Here is a 17,169-nt window from a genome sequence, read left to right on the forward strand (position 1 = left end):
CATGAGCGACAGTGACAGTTTGCAAAATATTGCCCACCTGCGTCGTGAATACACCCGTGGTGGTTTGCGGCGTAAAGATCTGCCAGAGGATCCTCTGGCGCTGTTTGAACAGTGGCTACAACAGGCGTGTGCCGCGCAACTGCCCGATCCTACCGCCATGACGGTGGCGACGGTAGACAGCAGCGGTCAGCCCTATCAGCGCATCGTGTTGCTTAAGCACTACGATGACAAAGGAATGGTGTTTTACACGAATCTCGGTAGCCGTAAGGCGTTGCAACTGGCGGACAATCCGCGCATCTCGCTGCACTTCCCGTGGCACTATCTTGAACGTCAGGTGATGGTGCTGGGCGAAGTCGAGAAACTGTCGGCACTGGAGGTGTTAAAGTATTTCCATAGCCGTCCGCGTGACAGCCAGATTGGTGCCTGGGTTTCGAAGCAGTCGAGCCGCATTTCAGCTCGTGGCGTGCTGGAAGGCAAGTTCCTTGAATTGAAGCAGAAGTTCCAGCAAGGTGAAGTTCCCCTGCCGAGTTTCTGGGGCGGATTCCGGGTTAAATTCCACACGATGGAGTTCTGGCAAGGGGGAGAACATCGGCTGCACGATCGCTTCCTCTATCAACGTCAGGACAATGGCTGGTCAATCGACCGTCTCGCCCCGTAAAACTGCGTTTTAACCCCTTTCAACGCTGGCGCAGTTGGCGTCAGCGCTTTATGCTATAGCCCTCATTTTTTTCACTTCCGCAAATCAGCGGAAAGCTGTGTACCAGCATAGGTGCAGTCTGATCAATTTGGAGTCAGTGATGACCAGCAGTAACCTGATACAACAATTGCAAGAGAGGGGCTTGATTGCCCAGGTAACGGACGAGGAAGCGTTAGCAGAGCGACTGGCGCAAGGGCCAATTGCACTCTATTGCGGCTTTGATCCCACCGCTGATAGCTTGCACTTGGGCCATCTGGTGCCGCTGCTCTGCCTGAAACGTTTTCAGGATGCCGGACATAAACCGGTCGCGCTGGTGGGTGGTGCCACCGGTCTGATTGGCGATCCCAGCTTTAAAGCAGCAGAACGTAAACTGAATACTACTGAAACCGTGGGCGAGTGGGTGGAGAAAATCCGCCATCAGGTCGCGCCATTCCTCAGTTTCGATTGTGGCGACAACAGCGCCATCGCCGCCAATAACTATGACTGGTTTGGTGGCATGAATGTGCTGACCTTCCTGCGTGATATCGGTAAACACTTCTCTGTGAACCAGATGATCAACAAAGAAGCGGTCAAACAGCGTCTTAACCGTGAAGATCAGGGTATCTCCTACACCGAATTCTCCTACAACCTGTTGCAGGGTTATGACTTTGCCGAGTTGAACAAGCGTTATGGCGTGGTGCTGCAAATTGGCGGTTCCGACCAGTGGGGCAACATCACCTCCGGTATCGATTTAACCCGTCGCCTGCACCAGCAGCAGACCTGGGGTCTGACCGTGCCGTTGATCACCAAGTCTGACGGTACCAAGTTCGGTAAAACTGAAGGCGGCGCGGTGTGGCTCGATGCGAAGAAAACCAGTCCGTATAAGTTCTACCAGTTCTGGATCAACACCGCAGATGCGGATGTGTATCGCTTCCTGAAATTCTTCACCTTCATGAGCATTGAAGAGATCAATGCGCTGGAAGAAGCCGACAAAAACAGCGGTACCGCACCTCGTGCGCAGTACGTGTTGGCAGAGCAGGTAACACGACTGGTGCATGGCGATGCGGGCCTGACTGCGGCCAAACGCATCACCGAGAGCCTGTTCTCTGGCAGCCTGAGCGATATGACCGAAGCGGATTTCGAGCAGCTGGCACAGGACGGTATGCCGACCATCAACCTGACCGCCGAAGATGACCTGCAACAGGCGCTGGTCAAAGCGGAGCTGGTGCCTTCACGCGGCCAGGCACGTACCATGATCGGTTCGAACGCGGTTTCTCTGAACGGTGAAAAACAATCTGACGCCGAATACCGTTTCAGCGACAGCGACAAACTGTTTGGGCGCTTCACGCTGCTGCGTCGCGGCAAAAAACACTACTGCCTGATTAACTGGCAGTAAGCGATTCAGGGCCGGTTTCCGGCCCTTTTTTATGGCAAGGCAGTACAGGGCAATAATGAAAAATATTCTCGCAATCCAGTCTCATGTTGTTTACGGCCACGCTGGCAACAGCGCGGCAGAGTTTCCCATGCGTCGTATGGGTGCCAACGTCTGGCCGCTGAATACCGTGCAGTTCTCCAACCACACGCAGTATGGCCACTGGACCGGCACCGTGATGCCAGCCACCCATCTGACCGATATTGTGCAGGGCATCGCCGCTATCGATCGATTGAAGACCTGTGATGCGGTGCTGAGTGGCTATCTGGGTTCCGCCGAGCAGGGTGAGCAGATTCTGGAGATTGTGCGCCAGGTAAAAGCCGCTAACCCGAATGCCTGGTACTTCTGTGATCCGGTAATGGGGCACCCGGAAAAAGGCTGCATTGTTGCGCCGGGTGTGGCGGAGTTTCATTGCAAAATGGCGCTCCCGGCCAGCGATATTATTGCACCGAACCTGCTGGAGCTGGAGATGCTGAGCGGGCACAGCATTGCCAATGTTGAACAGGCGGTGGTTGCGGCTCGTGAGCTGATTGCTCAGGGGCCAAAAGTGGTGCTGGTGAAACATCTGGCGCGTGCCGGACGTCGCAGCGACCGTTTTGAGATGTTGCTGGTCACTGCCGATGAATGCTGGCATATCGACCGCCCACTGGTCGATTTTGGCGTACGTCAGCCGGTCGGCGTCGGTGATCTCACCAGCGGGCTGCTGCTGGTCGATCTGCTGCACGGCAAGTCGCTGCGTGATGCGCTGGAGCACGTCACGGCAGCGGTGTATGAAGTTATGCTGAAAACCCATGAAATGGGCGAGTACGAACTGCAACTGGTGGCGGCACAGGATGCCATTGCGCAACCGACGCAGCATTTCGCGGCGGAAAAATTGTAACAGCCCGTCGCGGCGCGATAAATCGCGCCGCGACGCATCAGACCAGACCTTCCGCTTTCAGCGCCGCCTGTACCGCCGGGCGTTCTGCCACCCGATCAAACCAGCTATTCAGCGCCGCAAACCCACTCAAATCCAGTTGTAACGCATGCGCCCAGCGCGTCACCACAAACAGGTAGGCATCCGCCACGGTAAAACGCAGCCCCATCAGCCACTGTTTATCCTGTAACGCCTGATTTGCGATGGCGAATTTTTTGATTAGCTGTTCACGCACCAGTTCTTTGTATTCTGCGGGGGTGTCCTTTCGGAACAAGGGGCTGAAGCCTTTGTGCAATTCAGTACCGATAAAACTGAGCCACTCCAGTGTGTGATAACGGGTGAGACTCCCGGTCGGCGCCAGCAGGTGGCGATCGGGTTTTTGATCGGCCAGATACTGCACAATCGCCGTACCCTCCGTCAGCAACGTGCCATCATCAAACTGTAAAGCCGGTACCTGTCCTTTCGGGTTTATCTGCCAGTAATCCTCTCCTCGCTCGGTACGTTTCAGTTGCAGGTCGACATTAACCTGTGTGAAGTCCAGCCCGCATTCGCGCATCACGATGTGTGGCGATAGCGAGCAGGCACCGGGCTTACAATAGAGTTTCATCATGGCCTCTCCTCGGTTTGTTGTGATCAAACCAGCATAATTCGGCGAAAAAGATTTGCCAGTGATACCGATCAGGAATCGTGGCTGACAGGGTAATTTTCTTCATGAAAGCAGGCGAGTGCGGGCAAACGCGTCAGTGCAAAATCCCAGAACTGACGGACCTTCGGCGTCATGTTCCTTACCCGTTGCGTCACCAACTGTACCGGCAAGGCGGCAGGTTCCCACTCTGGCAATAAACGGATCAATGTTCCCGCGTGCAGATCGTCCAGCACCTGATAGGAGAGCAGACGGCCAATCCCCTGGTGGCTGCGCAATGCCAGCAGCTGACTCTCCACTTCATTCACGCGCAGTCGAGGGGTAATACGCACCCGCACATCACGCGCAAATCGCCATTCTCGTGTCTGCCGTATCCCGGCAATCAGCGCATGTTCGCTCAGTGTGGAGGGATGCTGCGGAATACCTGCGCGTTGTAGATAATCCGGGCTGGCAATCAGCATACTGCGTACCTCGCCGACCCGACGTGCCACCATCGAGGAATCCTGAAGTTCACCGATGCGTAGCGCGATATCCAGCCCGTTATCGATCAAGTCCTGATAGCTGTCGCTGAGTACCAACTCCAGCTGAATTTCCGGATGAAGCGCCAGGAAGGCGTTCACCAACGGCATCACATGGCGGCGGCCAAACTGAACCGGGGCAGTGACGCGCAGCAGCCCCTGCAATCCGCTATGGTGGGCGCTGTCCATTGCGGCCTGATAGTCGGTCAGCAACTGGCGCGCCTGCTCAAACAGTTGCCAACCGGCTTCGGTAGGGGCCAGTTGGCGCGTGGTGCGTTCAATTAAGGTGGTGCCGAAGCGCTGCTCCAGCGCCGCCAGAGTACGGGTGATGACCGGCGGCGAACGCTGCAAAAGACGGGCGGCTGCCGCCAGGCTACCTTGTTGAATGACGGTGACAAACACCTGTAGCTCATCGAATCTGTCCATCATTATTCCTGATTTGGTAACAGTCTCTTGTCGTAACCCGATCTTCATTACGCAAATCACAAGAGTAAGCTAAGCAAAAAAGGAGATCATCATGAAACTGTACAGCACACCGTTATCTGGCCATGCGCACCGTGTCCGACTATTACTGAATATGCTGCAACTGGATTATCAATGTATTGAAGCGGCGGCGGCTTTGCGCCAGCAAGCTGAATTTCGCCAGTTGAATCCGTGGCAGCAAATTCCGGTGCTGGTGGATGACGAGGTCGTGATTTACGACAGTAACGCCATTCTGGTGTATCTGGTGCGCCGCTACGCACCGGACAGCCACTGGCTGCCGGATGAGCCGGTGGCTGCCGCCCAGGTGCAGTTGTGGCTGGGGAAAGCAGCGGGAGAGATTCGTTATGGCGTTGGATCAGCGCGTTTAATCAAACAATTTCACACCCCGGAAGACTACGCCTCGGCGTGCAGCGTGGCGGCGCGTTTTCTGCCACAGATGGAAGCGCATTTAAGCACGCAACGCTGGCTGGCAGGTGAGCTGCCGACCATCGCCGACCTGGCCTGTTACGCGTACGTGGCTTGTGCCCCCCAGGGCGGCATTTCATTACAACCGTGGCCCGCCATTCGTCAGTGGCTGGCCCAGGTCGAGGCGCTATCCGGCTTTGAGGCGCTACCGCCATTACCCCTTCCCGAGGAAAGCGAAAATGTTTCATCCCGGTGAACAACGCGCCCAGCAACTGGCAGGTTTTAGCCAGGTACGGGCCGCAATTTATGATCAGATGCCGTTGCAGCACCAGATATTTTTTGCGCAATTGCCCTATCTGCTACTGGCGCAGCGCGATAGCGAGGGCTGGCCGCTGGCGCATTTATTGATGGCTGAACCCGGTTTTATCCAGCCGCTGGATGAGCACTACCTGGCGATCAGCACCCACGCGCTCCAGCGTGCAGCGTTATTACAACCGTTGGCGGAAGGCGATGCGCTGGCCATCCTCGGCATTGATTTCGCCACACGGCGTCGCAACCGCGCCAGCGGGGAAGTTGCGGCGATCGGGCCAGAACATCTGGTAATGCGAATTCATGAGAGTTTTGGCAACTGTCCGCAATATATCCATCAATATCCGTGGCATTTTCCGGCGGAGCAACAGGTCGAGATTGCACAGGCCACATCCTTAAGTGTTGAGGACCGGCAGCATCTCAGTCTCAGCCAAACGTTTTTTATCGCCAGCGGTTCTCCGTCCGGCAGTATGGATATTTCACATCGCGGTGGTCCTGCCGGTTTTCTGCGCTGGCATGACTCTGGGTTACTGTCGTTCGATGATTTTCCCGGTAACCGTTATATGAATACCCTGGGCAATTTGTTGCTGGATGCGCGCTGTGCGCTGTTGATCCCGGACTGGCAATTGGGTACCGCGCTGCACTTGCAGGGTGAGATGACCATCGATTGGGCCGCGAGCAACGCAGAAGGGAAGGTTATCCGGCGTTTGTGGTTTACGCCGCAGCAGGTGATGCGGTTAGGCGTGGGTGCCTGCTGGCAAGCAGACACCGCCGCATAAAAAAACCGCCATCCCAGGGGATGACGGCTTGATCGTTTTTCCGGACTGAACCGCAGAATCAGGAATTGGCGTTGGCGCGCTGTAATTCAGTCTTGGTATCGTCCTGTGTCATGCGGTTTAGCAGCGGGGCGGTGATCAGCATCAGGATAGCAATCACCCCGGTCGCGATACCAATCTGCTGGAACACATGGCTGTACACCGCCAGCGACGTGTGCGGATCGGTCACATCACTCGGCACGGCCATCAGGTTAGCCACTTTACCGGCGATCATCGCAGCACCTGCGGTGGTCAGGAACCAGGAACCCATGATAAAGCCCATCAGACGCTGTGGAACCAGCTGTGCCACCATCGCCAGGCCAAGGCCAGAAATCATCAGTTCGCCCACGCTCTGCAATGCATAGCTGAGAATCAGCCAGTTGACCGACACGATGCCCGCGTCGTTCGCGAATTTGGCACCAAACGGCAGCACCAGGAAGGCACCAGAACACAGCACCATACCGATGGCAAACTTGTGCGGCATTGGCAGTTTGTCGCCCATCTTGTTGTACACCGCTGCCAGAATCGGGCTGGCAAGCATGATCCAGAACGGGTTAAGCGCCTGGAACTGCTCCGGTTCGAAGGTGATGCCGAGAATGGCATGCTCAACGTTACGGATGGCGAAGAAGTTCAGCGAGGTCGGCATCTGCATGTACAGCACGAAGAACACGATGGCTTCAACCATCAGCAGGAAGGCGACGATCATTTTACGGCGTGCCGCGCCCTGCAAAGCAAAGGCTTCTTTGGCAAACACCATCACGATACCAATCGCAATCACACCCAGCGCCATGCGCGCGATGCTCTGATGATGCAGCAGCCAGGTCGCCAGAGCGATCAATGCCACCACGCCAACCAGCGTCATCAGCAATTTGTTGATCTGCAACGGAGCGAAATCAGGTTTGGAACCGTAACCCTTCACCAGACGCTGACAGAACAGGAAGTTCAGCAGGGTGATCACCAGACCAACAACCGACAGTGAGAATGCCGCGCCCCAGCCATACTTCGCCGCCAGCCACGGTGTCAGCATCATGGAGAACAGCGAACCGATGTTGATCGACATGTAGAACATGGTGAATGCGCCGTCGATACGCGGGTCGTCTTTCTCGTAGCAGGTGGAGAGCAGGGAAGACGGGTTGGCTTTAAACAGGCCGCTACCTACCGCAATGGTGGCCATACCGACATACACCATGGTGGTGTCATGACCGGAGAAGGCGACAAAAGCATAACCCAGCGCCAGAACCATCACCCCGAGGATGATGACACGTTTGGTGCCCAGCACTTTATCACCCAGCCAACCGCCAATGGCGACCAAACCGTAAACCAGCGCACTAAACGAGGTGAACAGGGTGATGGAATCTGCTTCCGACATCCCCAGCTGTTTCACCAGGTAAACCGCCATAATGGCTTGCAGGCCGTAGTAACCAAAACGTTCCCACAGTTCGATCGAGAAGATCAGGTAGAACGCTTTCGGTTGCTTGAACGCGTTGAGGCTGACTGCCTCATCAGTGTGTTTGTTTGCAGTTGACACGAGTACCTCAGTTTATTCATAGCCTGTTTTTTGACAGGAATTAAGTCTGCGTCAGGCTGGGTAAATCCTGCGCAACATTGTTATTAGATAGGAAAAACGGCGCCTAATTTGGCTGAATCAGGCCAGCAGGGCAAGTACTTTTTACACGCTGAAATACCTGTGAAGGGTAGGGTTAAAGCAATAATAAAAAGTTGTTAATCAGTGTTAAATCCCGAGTGATGACATTATATCAGGATAATCGGTTGGTTTGCAGATCGTTAAGATCATTTTCATGAGATAAACTGCGATTATTCTGAATTTCAGGAGATATGTCTGCTGTATGAAACATAAACAAAAAATAAACCTGCTAATGACGTATTATTAAGCACGATAGGTTGATAATTAAACAAAAAAACCTGTGCAAAGATTCCAGCGCGCTAATTAGTTGATCCTGCGCACAAAAATACGATTTATTTTCGCATGTAAAAAAAGAAAACGTTTGCGTAGCCATTTTCAGGCAGATAAAAAACGCCATTCAAGCCGGTATCAGGCATAAGCAACAGCTTTAAGGGAGTAAAAGCAAATTCCGCTAATAGCAGCAGGAAAGGATGAGAAGGTGTTTTTTATTGATTGAACGTTCAATATAAAATAACTACACTTTTTCACATTCCATATACACAACCGATGAACACCATGCCAAAAACAGGAATGAAAGCCATTCGGCAGGCGCAGTTGATTCAGGCGACCCTGACGGTGATTGACCGTGTGGGGCTGGCTGAGGCCAGCATCGCGCTGATAGCCAAACAAGCCGGGGTGTCGACCGGCATCGTCAGCCATTACTTTGGCGACAAAAACGGTCTGCTGGATGCCTGTATGCGGCAAATCCTCGCCGATCTTTATCTGGCAGTGGAGCGGCAGAGACGGCTGGCAGATGACACGCCGGAAGCGCAGATCCGCGCCATTATTGATGGCAATTTCGACCCGTCGCAGGTCGAAGGGCCGGTGCTCACTACCTGGCTGGTGTTCTGGACCAGCAGCCTGCATCACGACAACCTGCAACGTTTGCAGCGTATCAATGACAAACGCCTGTGGTCGAACATCACCGCGCAATATGCCCGCGTTTTGCCGCGTGAGCAGGCCCGCGCGGCCGGCAGCAGTCTGGCAGCGTTAATTGACGGACTGTGGCTACGGATGACATTAGCACCGCAGCCAATGGCACAGGGATTGGCGCAGGCGCGCCAGCTCTGTTATCAGAATCTTGCCCTGTGGCTGGCCGCCGCCGGGCCTACCCCATCCTGAGGAGAACATATGGCTGAGATCACGCGCCGCGGCTTATATATCAATGGTCAGGAGTGTCCGGGCTACGGACCGCTGTTTACCAGCGTCAACCCGGCTAACGGCCAGGTGCTGGCGGAGATCACCGCCGCCAGTCAGGAAGATGTCGATCGTGCAGTTTCCTCTGCGTGTGAAGGACAGCGCATCTGGCGAAGCTATACCCCAGTGGAGCGCAGCCGCGTGTTGCTGAAAGCCGTGGCTTTATTGCGCGAACGTAATCAGGCGCTGGCGGAACTGGAAACGGCGGATACCGGTAAGCCAATCAGCGAAACTGCCGCGGTTGATATCGTCACCGGAGCGGATGTGCTCGAGTATTACGCCGGTCTGGCTCCGGCATTGCAGGGCGAGCAGATCCCACTGCGTGACACCGCCCTGGTGTACACCCGGCGCGAACCACTGGGCGTCTGTGCCGGGATTGGTGCATGGAACTACCCAATCCAAATCGCGTTGTGGAAAAGCGCCCCGGCCCTCGCAGCGGGCAATGCCATGGTGTTTAAACCCAGCGAAGTGACGCCGCTGAGCGCCCTGGCGCTGGCAAAAATCTACAGCGAAGCCGGATTGCCGGATGGGGTATTTAACGTGGTGCAGGGCGCGGGTGAGGTGGGACAGGCGCTGAGTCAACATCCGCGCATCGACAAAGTCTCCTTCACCGGCGAAGTGAATACCGGTAAGCAGGTGATGGCGGATGCCGCGCTCGCCAATCTGAAGGAAGTCACCATGGAACTGGGGGGCAAATCGCCGCTGATTGTGTTTGCCGATGCCGACCTGGAACGTGCCGTCGATGGCGCGCTAATGGCGAATTTCTACAGCAGCGGCCAGGTATGTACCAATGGCACCAGGGTGTTTGTCCATCACAGTATTCAGGCCCGGTTCGAGCAGCGTCTGCTGGAGAAAATGCAGGGCATCCGTATGGGCGATCCACTGGATGCCTCGGTGAACTTCGGCCCACTGGTCAGCGAACAGCACTGCCGCAAAGTCGAAAGCTACCTGAAACTCGGCAAGGAGCAGGGCGCACGTCTGCTGGCGGGGGGGCATCGCATCATCGACGGCCCGTTGGCGCGGGGTTGTTATATCGAACCAACGGTGTTCAGCGATTGCCACGATGAGATGCGCATTGTGCGTGAGGAGATTTTTGGCCCGGTGATGAGCATCCTCAGGTTCGACAGTGAAGAAGAGGTGATTCGCCGGGCTAACGATACCGAGCTGGGGTTGGCCGCCGGGATTTTCACCCGCGACCTGAATCGCGCCCACCGTGTTATCCATCAACTCGAAGCGGGGATCTGTTGGGTCAACAGTTGGGGCGAATCACCCGCACCGATGCCGGTGGGAGGATATAAGCAATCCGGGCTGGGGCGTGAAAACGGCATCGTAACGTTGCAAAACTATACGCGCACCAAATCAGTGTTGATTGAGCTGGGCGACTACCCAAGCGCATTTTGAGTTTTCATCCCCGGCGGCGTGCCGCCGGGGCGAACAGGAGGTTGAATGCAGAAATTTGATTACATCATTATTGGTGCAGGCTCCGCAGGCAATGTGCTGGCCACCCGTTTAACTGAGGATGCTGACGTATCGGTACTGTTACTGGAAGCGGGCGGTCGTGATCACCGCTGGGACTTCCGTACCCAAATGCCAGCCGCTTTGGCTTATCCGTTGCAAGGTAAGCGTTATAACTGGGCGTATGAAACCGAGCCGGAACCGCAGATGAATCAGCGCCGTATGGAGTGCGGGCGCGGTAAGGGGCTGGGCGGTTCATCGTTGATCAACGGCATGTGTTATATCCGTGGCAACGCGCTGGATTACGATAACTGGGCGAAGAAAACCGGGCTGGAGAACTGGGCCTATCGTAATTGCCTGCCCTATTTTCGCAAGGCAGAAAAACGTGATGCCGGTGCCAACGATTATCATGGCGCAGAAGGCTATCTCAGCGTGACCACGGCGAAAACCGGCAACAATCCGCTGTATCGCGCTTTTGTTGATGCCGCCAGACAGGCCGGACACGCAGAAACCGATGACCTCAACGGTTATCGTCAGGAGGGGTTTGGGCCGATGGATCGTACTGTGACGCCACAGGGCCGCCGCTCCAGTACCGCACGCGGCTACCTCGATGTGGCGAAGGCTCGCCCAAATCTCAGCATCATCACCCATGCGCAGACCGACCGGATTATCTTTGACGGCAAAACCGCTACCGGTGTGCACTGGCTGGTCAAAGGTGAACCGCAGCAGGCGCAGGCACGACGTGAGGTATTGTTATGTGCCGGGGCTATCGGTTCGCCACAAATTCTGCAACGTTCCGGGGTTGGCCCCGAGGAGTGGCTGCGTGAACTGGAGATTGAGGTGGTGCACGCGTTGCCCGGCGTTGGCCGCAATTTGCAGGATCATCTGGAGATTTACATGCAATATCGCTGCAAGCAGCCGGTGAGTCTCTATCCGGCATTGCAGTGGTGGAACCAACCGGCGATTGGTGCGGAATGGCTGCTGAAAGGGACGGGGGTGGGGGCCAGCAACCAGTTTGAGGCGGGCGGGTTTATCCGTAGCGATGACCGGCCAGACTGGCCGGATCTGCAATACCATTTCCTGCCGGTGGCGATTAATTACAACGGCAGCAGCCCGGTGAAGGAGCACGGTTTTCAGGCGCATGTCGGTCCGATGCGGTCCCTGAGCCGTGGGCGGGTGAAACTGACATCGCAAGATCCTTATGCTGCCCCCTCGATCTTTTTCAATTACATGTCACAGGAACGTGACTGGCAGGAGTTTCGCGCCGCCGTGCGCCTGACGCGCGAAATCATGCGGCAACCGGCGCTGGCCGACTATTGCGGAACCGAAATTCAGCCCGGCCCGGCGGTGCAGAGTGACGAGCAAATTGACGCCTTTATCCGTTCACACGCCGAGACGGCCTATCATCCCTGTGGCAGCTGTGCTATGGGCTATGGCGAGATGGATGTGGTGGACAGCGTCGGGCGAGTGCACGGTGTGCAGCAACTGCGCGTTGTGGATGCCTCGATTATGCCGCAAATTACCACCGGCAATCTGAATGCGCCGACAGTGATGATCGCCGAGAAGATTGCCGATGCGATCCGTGGCCGAGCGCCGCTGACCGCTTCTACAGCGGATTATTACGTACAGGGTTAACATCCCGTAGCGGCACGATTTATTGCGCGGTTCTTTCTGGCAATGTGCACGGAATCGCGCGAAAAATCGCGCCGCTACATGACAGCCAAACCTCTTTGCTGTAACCTCCTTTTTTCCCCGAAAGGACGTTCCCATGACGCAGTCAGTTCGTGTCGCCCTTGTAGGCGATTACCGTGCCAGTGCCGTCGCGCACCAGGCCATTCCTCCCGCAGTTCAGCTTGCCGCTCAACATCTTAGCCTCAACGTTACCGCCGACTGGATTGCTACCCCCGAAATCCATATTCCCGCTTTTGCCGACTATGATGCCATTTGGGTCGTGCCAGGCAGCCCCTATCAAAACGATGCCGGGGTGTTCGCCACCATTCAATGGGCGCGTGAACACGGCAAACCGTTTCTCGGTTCCTGCGGTGGTTTTCAATACGCGGTGATTGAGTATGCGCGCAATGTGCTGGGCTGGGACGATGCCGCCCATGCAGAAACGGATAAAGAGGGGCGCTGGGTAATTGCACCGCTGAGCTGTTCGCTAGTGGAACAGCGGGGCGAAGTGACCTTTAAACCCGGCTCACGTATCGCGATAGCGTATGACGCACTGCAAAGTGATGAGGGTTATCACTGCAACTTTGGGGTCAATCCTGATTTCAGTGAGGCACTGGAGACGCGCAACCTGCACATCACCTCGTGGGATCTGGCAGGGGATGTGCGTGGTATTGAACTGACCGATCATCCGTTCTTTATTGCGACGCTGTTCCAGTCGGAGCGTGCTGCGCTGCAAAACCGTTTATCACCGCTGGTGGTGGCGTGGTTGCAGGCCGCCACGCGATAAATCTTGCGTCCATCGTAGCTACCGTCTTGGACGTCAAGCGGTAGCTGCGTAATTTTCATCCCACTTTATCCGCGTTTTCAGCACCCCGAAGCACTGATGAACCAGCTTGCGCATCACCGCTCCAAGCGCGGCCTTGCTGGCTTTGCCCTTCGCGATTAGCCTCTGGTACAGCGCCTTCGCCGGGGCATTCCACCTGATCGCTACGATCGCCGCCATATACAGTTTCGCCCTTACGTCTGCCGGGCCTGTTTTTGACATCCGCGCACGCCCCCTGACTGAGCTCCCGGACGTTTTCTCCACCGGTACCACACCCAGCCACGCAGCGACCTGTGAAGCACTCCGGAACGGACACGAGCGCAGCACCGACAGCATTGTCGTGCCCACCACGCTGCCTATTCCTTTTATCGATTCCAGCAGCTCACGGTCTTCCTTCAGACCCGGATGATTATCTGTGTGGTCTGAGATGAGCGCTTCAATACGCTTCAGCTCGTCCCTGTGGGCTTTCAGGGTTCTCTCCAGCGAGTCAATGATTTCAGGCGCTGTGCGGGTTGAATGGGCTTTTTCCAGTCGGTTCTCCGCCCGCTGGACATCAGCCTGAAGTGAGTCCCGCAGACGCGTCAGCTCCCGAAGTTTACGGACCTCCGGGGAGGGAGGCACCCAGGCATCAGGCTGTTTCAGTTCGCCATAACGGGCCAGGACGTAAGCATCAACGGAGTCGTTTTTAGTCAGGATAGCCATTCCACGGGCGAACTCCCTGACCCGCTGAGGATTGCTGATGCAGACCGTGACGGGAGTATTTTCATGAAGACCGAAGGCGACGTTTTCGTGATAAATGCCGGTCGCTTCGAGCACCACCATCACCTGTTCAGGATGGCATTTTTGCCTGATTAACCAGTCATTTATCTCCCGGTCGGCGTCGGGATGATTTTTGAGGGTTTTGGTTTTCTTTTTCCCGTTGCCGGGCAACAGGCAGAGGTCGAGTTTGTTTTTACTGACATCAATACCGAGATAAATCATAAGACAGCTCCCTTTCACATGAACCATCACGCCATCTTGCCTTGTACATACGAAGTCAGAGCTTCTGGTTACCGTTCAGAGTAGATGCTGGCGTGAAAGGAGAAACGGAGGGCTTTAAGCTACGGCACAAGATCGGGTCTTAAGCGGCGCGACAAGCTGCCTCCGTTTCGTGTAACGGGTAGCTAACCAGTTACAACTTCAAGATACAAGCGGCGCGATTTATCGCGCGCTGTTACCGGTTATGAAAGTTGCAGCAGCGGTTTCTGGCTGCGGCCGGACTGGTGATAAAAGTGAATTGCCTCGCGCCACTGATCAAACGGGTACACGGCAACTTCGCCGCAGTCGCTGCTCCGCAACAGCGGCCAGAGTTCAGCAAACAGCTGCTGCCATGCCGCAGGCGTCAGTGCATCCAGATAATGACGGACATGAAACCAGTGCAGGGCGGGGCGCGCGGCGTTAACACGCACTGGCTGACCGGTCAGCACGCCATAAGCGATAAACTGCGCATCAGTGGGTAGCGCTTGCCAGATGAGCTGGCTCACCGCGCCACCAGTGGCATCAAACACCAAATCGGCCCCGGCGGCGCGCTGGCGGATGTCTGCATGTTGATCCTGCTGCAACGCACCGATAGCAAGACGCTCTAACCGTTCCGCATGTCGGGGCGCACGATAGATAGCGGTTACACTCTGCGCCCCCCACCGCAACGCCCATTGCGCCAGTAGCAGCGCACAGTCCGAGCCGCCAGCGGTGAGCAGCAGGTGTTTATTGCCGGGTGACCAGTTTTTCAACATCAACAGTGCCGCCAGCGGATTGATATACGCGCGGGCCGCCAGCGTGCTGTCGATATCGTCCGGCACCGGAATGGCGAGAGCGGCATCACAATCGACATAGCGTTGCCAGGTTCCCGTGCCGCGCAAAGGCAGTACCCGTTGACCCAGTAAGTGGCTGAAATCAGCCGGAGCGGCAACCACCGTACCCACGCCTTCATAACCCGCGACCCGTGGCGGGGTGACACGGTGACGATAGGCACCGGTAATCGGAATCAAATCAGAGGCATTGACCGGCGCAAACCGCATCTGCACGCGCAGTTGCGCAGGGGCCAGCGGTGCAAGCGGAGTGCGTTCGAAGGTCAGAACGTCAGAAGGGGTGCCAAACTGCCGGAAAATTAATGCTGCATTCTCAGCAGTGGTCATGGCATCCCTCGTTATTCGGTTTTGGCGTCAAACTCGCACAGGTCTTCAATTAAGCAGGAGCCGCAGCGAGGTTTGCGCGCCACGCAGGTATAGCGACCGTGCAGAATCAGCCAATGGTGGCAATCAACCTTAAAGGCTTTCGGTACCACCTTCAGCAGCTTCTCTTCCACTTCTTCGACATTTTTACCGGGGGCAAAACGGGTGCGATTGCTGACGCGAAAGATATGGGTATCGACGGCAATGGTCGGCCAGCCAAAAGCGGTGTTCAGCACTACATTAGCGGTTTTGCGACCTACACCGGGCAGGGCTTCCAGCGCGGCACGATCTTCCGGCACCTCGCCGCCATGCTGCTCCAGCAGGATTCGGCAGGTTTTGATGACGTTTTCCGCTTTGCTGTTAAACAGGCCGATGGTTTTGATGTACTCCTTCACACCCTCAACCCCGAGCGCCAGGATACTGGCCGGGGTGTTGGCCACCGGATAAAGCTTTGCCGTGGCTTTATTGACGCTGACATCGGTGGCCTGCGCCGAGAGCAGTACCGCAATCAATAATTCAAACGGCGAGCTGAAGTTCAGCTCGGTGGTAGGGTGGGGATTCTCATCGCGCAGACGCGTGAGAATTTGTACGCGTTTATCCTGATTCACACCGCTTTCCCTGTCTGGCCCTGCGGCTCTGCGGCGGGCGTCTCGGCACGATTGGCCGCACGTTGTTTCATCTTCTGGTCAATAAGGTATTTTGCCGCCAGCAGCATACCAAGACCAATAAACGCTCCCGGCGGCAGCATCGCCAGCAGCATAGGAGAATCAAAATGCACCACTTCAATACGCAGCACTTTCGCCCACGGGCCGAGCAACTGGTCTGCGCCGTTAAACAGGGTGCCGCTACCGATAATTTCACGAATCGAACCGAGGGTGACCATCGCGCAGGTCGCTCCCATGCCGATGGCAAAGCCATCCAGCGCGGAAAGCGGGATACTGCTTTTTGACGCGACGGCTTCTGCACGACCTACCACGATGCAGTTGGTCACAATCAACGGGATAAAAATGCCGAGTGACTGATATAAACCGTGGGCATAGGCGTTGATCAGCATCTGCACGCAGCTCACCACGGAGGCAATGATCATTACATAAATCGGGATACGAATATCCGCTGGCACCCAACGGCGAGAGGCGGAAATTGCGCTGTTGGTGATGGTCAGTACCAGGGTGGTCGCCAGACCAAGGCCGAGGGCGTTGGTGGCGGTGGAGGTCACCGCCAGTAGCGGGCAGAGTCCGAGCAACTGCACCAGCGCGGAGTTGTTTTTCCACAGGCCGCCGATCAGTAAGTTTTTCGCTTCACTCATTTTGCCTCTCCACATTCGGGCAGCGATGACAGTTTCGCTGGCAGGGTTTCAATCAGTAACGCGGCGCGTTTGGTGGCATTGACCACCGCGCGTGGGGTGATGGTCGCACCGGTAAACTGGTCAAATTCACCGCCATCTTTCTTCACTGCAAAATTTTTGTCATCGGCACCGTGCACCACTTTGCCGTTGAAACTGTTGATCCAGTCAGAGACGCGCAGCTCGATTTTATCACCAAGGCCGGGGGTTTCATGATGTTCGATGACGCGCACGCCCAGCACTTTACCGTGGAAATCCGCGCCCACCAGCATTTCAATCGCTCCAGAATAGCCATCTGGTGCGGTAGTCTCAAGCGCCACCGCCACCGGTGTATCGCCTTTGCGCGCCAGATAAAGATGGTGCGGTTTACCGTTGCCGAGGGCCGGATCGGTGACCAGATAACATTCCTGTTGAATGTGGTTGTCGTACATATCGGTCGGCACCACCTGATCCAGCAGGTTTTTCTGTTGCAGCGCGGTCTGATGATCAACCGTTGGCTTGGTAACAAAGTTAACGATTGCCGTCACGCCGGTGGTGATCACCGCGAAAATTGCCAGCGTCAGCGCATTTTTACGAATAGTCTCGAACAT

At 55.9% G+C, this 17,169-nt stretch carries 17 protein-coding genes; 9 read left to right on the forward strand and 8 right to left on the reverse strand.

All coding sequences use genetic code 11. The features are described from left to right. The first annotated feature begins 1 nt into the window (after position 1). From pdxH to pdxY, 3 genes are all read left to right on the forward strand, one after another. Entirely contained in the window at positions 2–658 is a 657-nt protein-coding gene (gene pdxH, locus AC6I8N_RS09430) for a pyridoxamine 5'-phosphate oxidase (protein ID WP_021185209.1), read from the forward strand. Positions 659–797: 139 nt separating this feature from the next. Next, positions 798–2,072 carry a tyrosine--tRNA ligase gene (gene tyrS, locus AC6I8N_RS09435; RefSeq protein WP_208725361.1) on the forward strand — a complete coding sequence of 425 codons (1,275 nt, stop codon included), beginning with the start codon at positions 798–800 and terminating at the stop codon, positions 2,070–2,072. Between the two features lie 52 nt (positions 2,073–2,124). After that, positions 2,125–2,988: a pyridoxal kinase PdxY gene (pdxY, locus tag AC6I8N_RS09440; protein WP_200864673.1), complete on the forward strand. Its 864-nt coding sequence runs from the start codon at positions 2,125–2,127 to the stop codon at positions 2,986–2,988. Positions 2,989–3,025: 37 nt separating this feature from the next. Here the strand turns inward: pdxY and gstA are convergent, their stop codons facing one another. Further along, positions 3,026–3,631: a glutathione transferase GstA gene (gene gstA / locus AC6I8N_RS09445; RefSeq protein ID WP_415175104.1), complete on the reverse strand. Its 606-nt coding sequence runs from the start codon at positions 3,629–3,631 to the stop codon at positions 3,026–3,028. Positions 3,632–3,702: 71 nt separating this feature from the next. Continuing rightward, positions 3,703–4,611 (reverse strand): LysR family transcriptional regulator, encoded by a 909-nt coding sequence (locus AC6I8N_RS09450; RefSeq protein WP_497830677.1) that lies wholly within the window; start codon positions 4,609–4,611, stop codon positions 3,703–3,705. 91 nt (positions 4,612–4,702) lie between these two features. Between AC6I8N_RS09450 and AC6I8N_RS09455 the strand changes: the two genes are divergently transcribed. Together AC6I8N_RS09455 and AC6I8N_RS09460 are read left to right on the forward strand one after the other, a co-directional pair. Further along, complete coding sequence (locus tag AC6I8N_RS09455) at positions 4,703–5,329, forward strand: glutathione S-transferase family protein (protein ID WP_208725362.1); 627 nt, start codon at positions 4,703–4,705, stop codon at positions 5,327–5,329. Beyond that, the gene (locus tag AC6I8N_RS09460; RefSeq protein ID WP_497830571.1) at positions 5,313–6,161 is read left to right on the forward strand and encodes a pyridoxamine 5'-phosphate oxidase family protein; all 849 of its coding nucleotides are present in this window, start codon (positions 5,313–5,315) and stop codon (positions 6,159–6,161) included. The genes AC6I8N_RS09455 and AC6I8N_RS09460 overlap by 17 nt, the downstream gene beginning before the upstream one ends. Before the next feature lie 58 nt (positions 6,162–6,219). On the opposite strand, the gene dtpA is transcribed toward AC6I8N_RS09460, so the two are convergent. After that, positions 6,220–7,725, reverse strand: coding sequence for a dipeptide/tripeptide permease DtpA (gene dtpA, locus AC6I8N_RS09465; protein ID WP_497830572.1), 1,506 nt, complete (start codon positions 7,723–7,725; stop codon positions 6,220–6,222). Between the two features lie 672 nt (positions 7,726–8,397). Here dtpA and betI point away from each other — a divergent pair. The 4 genes from betI (at position 8,398) to AC6I8N_RS09485 (ending at position 12,991) form a co-directional block, all read left to right on the forward strand. Next, entirely contained in the window at positions 8,398–9,003 is a 606-nt protein-coding gene (gene betI, locus AC6I8N_RS09470) for a transcriptional regulator BetI (protein WP_036626912.1), read from the forward strand. Positions 9,004–9,012: 9 nt separating this feature from the next. Next, complete coding sequence (gene betB, locus AC6I8N_RS09475; RefSeq protein ID WP_497830573.1) at positions 9,013–10,479, forward strand: betaine-aldehyde dehydrogenase; 1,467 nt, start codon at positions 9,013–9,015, stop codon at positions 10,477–10,479. Between the two features lie 45 nt (positions 10,480–10,524). Next, the gene (betA, locus tag AC6I8N_RS09480) at positions 10,525–12,168 is read left to right on the forward strand and encodes a choline dehydrogenase (RefSeq protein ID WP_497830574.1); all 1,644 of its coding nucleotides are present in this window, start codon (positions 10,525–10,527) and stop codon (positions 12,166–12,168) included. Between the two features lie 133 nt (positions 12,169–12,301). Further along, positions 12,302–12,991 (forward strand): CTP synthase C-terminal region-related (seleno)protein, encoded by a 690-nt coding sequence (locus AC6I8N_RS09485; protein WP_021185198.1) that lies wholly within the window; start codon positions 12,302–12,304, stop codon positions 12,989–12,991. 33 nt (positions 12,992–13,024) lie between these two features. Here AC6I8N_RS09485 and AC6I8N_RS09490 read toward each other — a convergent pair whose 3' ends face one another. The 5 genes from AC6I8N_RS09490 to rsxG form a co-directional block, all read right to left on the reverse strand. Continuing rightward, a complete protein-coding gene (locus AC6I8N_RS09490; protein ID WP_497829548.1) occupies positions 13,025–14,008 on the reverse strand; it encodes an IS110 family RNA-guided transposase in 984 nt (327 codons plus the stop codon). Positions 14,009–14,247: 239 nt separating this feature from the next. Next, on the reverse strand, positions 14,248–15,201 hold the full coding sequence (locus AC6I8N_RS09495; protein ID WP_497830575.1) for a zinc-dependent alcohol dehydrogenase family protein: 954 nt from the start codon (positions 15,199–15,201) through the stop codon (positions 14,248–14,250). Positions 15,202–15,212: 11 nt separating this feature from the next. Beyond that, positions 15,213–15,845: an endonuclease III gene (nth, locus tag AC6I8N_RS09500; protein WP_021185196.1), complete on the reverse strand. Its 633-nt coding sequence runs from the start codon at positions 15,843–15,845 to the stop codon at positions 15,213–15,215. Continuing rightward, positions 15,842–16,543, reverse strand: coding sequence for an electron transport complex subunit E (locus tag AC6I8N_RS09505; RefSeq protein WP_208725368.1), 702 nt, complete (start codon positions 16,541–16,543; stop codon positions 15,842–15,844). The genes nth and AC6I8N_RS09505 overlap by 4 nt, the downstream gene beginning before the upstream one ends. Then, positions 16,540–17,169 (reverse strand): electron transport complex subunit RsxG, encoded by a 630-nt coding sequence (gene rsxG, locus AC6I8N_RS09510; protein WP_497830576.1) that lies wholly within the window; start codon positions 17,167–17,169, stop codon positions 16,540–16,542. The genes AC6I8N_RS09505 and rsxG overlap by 4 nt, the downstream gene beginning before the upstream one ends.

The sequence above is a fragment of the Pantoea sp. X-Soil-TKNS-1279 genome, from assembly GCF_059730565.1.

Bases quoted from the DNA above. Each gene is read 5' to 3' on its own strand.
- AC6I8N_RS09455 (WP_208725362.1), top strand. From the start codon at position 4,703: ATGAAACTGTACAGCACACCGTTATCTGGCCATGCGCACCGTGTCCGA.
- AC6I8N_RS09450 (WP_497830677.1), bottom strand. From the start codon at position 4,611: ATGGACAGATTCGATGAGCTACAGGTGTTTGTCACCGTCATTCAACAA.
- AC6I8N_RS09485 (WP_021185198.1), top strand. From the start codon at position 12,302: ATGACGCAGTCAGTTCGTGTCGCCCTTGTAGGCGATTACCGTGCCAGT.
- AC6I8N_RS09460 (WP_497830571.1), top strand. From the start codon at position 5,313: ATGTTTCATCCCGGTGAACAACGCGCCCAGCAACTGGCAGGTTTTAGC.
- AC6I8N_RS09495 (WP_497830575.1), bottom strand. From the start codon at position 15,201: ATGACCACTGCTGAGAATGCAGCATTAATTTTCCGGCAGTTTGGCACC.
- AC6I8N_RS09505 (WP_208725368.1), bottom strand. From the start codon at position 16,543: ATGAGTGAAGCGAAAAACTTACTGATCGGCGGCCTGTGGAAAAACAAC.
- pdxH (WP_021185209.1), top strand. From the start codon at position 2: ATGAGCGACAGTGACAGTTTGCAAAATATTGCCCACCTGCGTCGTGAA.
- AC6I8N_RS09490 (WP_497829548.1), bottom strand. From the start codon at position 14,008: ATGATTTATCTCGGTATTGATGTCAGTAAAAACAAACTCGACCTCTGC.
- rsxG (WP_497830576.1), bottom strand. From the start codon at position 17,169: ATGTTCGAGACTATTCGTAAAAATGCGCTGACGCTGGCAATTTTCGCG.
- betI (WP_036626912.1), top strand. From the start codon at position 8,398: ATGCCAAAAACAGGAATGAAAGCCATTCGGCAGGCGCAGTTGATTCAG.
- betA (WP_497830574.1), top strand. From the start codon at position 10,525: ATGCAGAAATTTGATTACATCATTATTGGTGCAGGCTCCGCAGGCAAT.
- gstA (WP_415175104.1), bottom strand. From the start codon at position 3,631: ATGAAACTCTATTGTAAGCCCGGTGCCTGCTCGCTATCGCCACACATC.
- tyrS (WP_208725361.1), top strand. From the start codon at position 798: ATGACCAGCAGTAACCTGATACAACAATTGCAAGAGAGGGGCTTGATT.
- betB (WP_497830573.1), top strand. From the start codon at position 9,013: ATGGCTGAGATCACGCGCCGCGGCTTATATATCAATGGTCAGGAGTGT.